Raw genomic sequence first — 566 nt, 5'->3', positions numbered from 1 at the left:
TTTGCTTTTTATGATGGCCATGATGACTTCCTTTTCCTAGCGAGTGAATCAGGAGCTAGCGTGATTCCTCAAACAATTCGCGCCCGATGAGCATTCGGCGAATTTCGGAGGTTCCTGCGCCAATTTCATACAGTTTTGCGTCACGCAGAAGGCGTCCGGTTGCGTATTCATTGATGTAGCCATTACCGCCGAGTAGCTGAATGGCGTCGAGCGCCATTTGTGTTGCCAATTCTGCGCTGTACAAAATCACCCCAGCGGCATCTTTGCGCGTGCATTCACCACGATCACAAGCCGCTGCGACGGTGTAGACGTACGCTTTGGCAGCGTTCATACGTGAGTACATGTCGGCCAATTTGCCCTGCACAAGCTGAAACTCGCCGATGGATTTGCCGAACTGTTTGCGCTCATGCACGTAGGGGACGACGATATCCATACACGCTTGCATAATGCCGAGTGGGCCAGCAGCTAAAACAACGCGCTCGTAATCAAGCCCACTCATCAATACTTCGACGCCACAATTGAGTGCTCCGAGAATGTTTTCTTTAGGTACTTTGCAATTGTTGAAG

Annotated in this window: 1 protein-coding gene; it reads right to left on the bottom strand. The window is 50.7% G+C overall.

What is annotated here, in order from left to right; all coding sequences use genetic code 11:
* Positions 1 to 55: 55 nt before the first annotated feature.
* Positions 56 to 566, bottom strand: a 511-nt coding sequence (locus R7E78_RS29030; protein WP_318059005.1) for an acyl-CoA dehydrogenase family protein, incomplete at its 5' end; no start/stop codon positions are given.

It is taken from the genome of Vibrio sp. YT-19(2023) (assembly GCF_033337395.1).
This window is presented reverse-complemented; position numbering and strand designations above follow the sequence as displayed.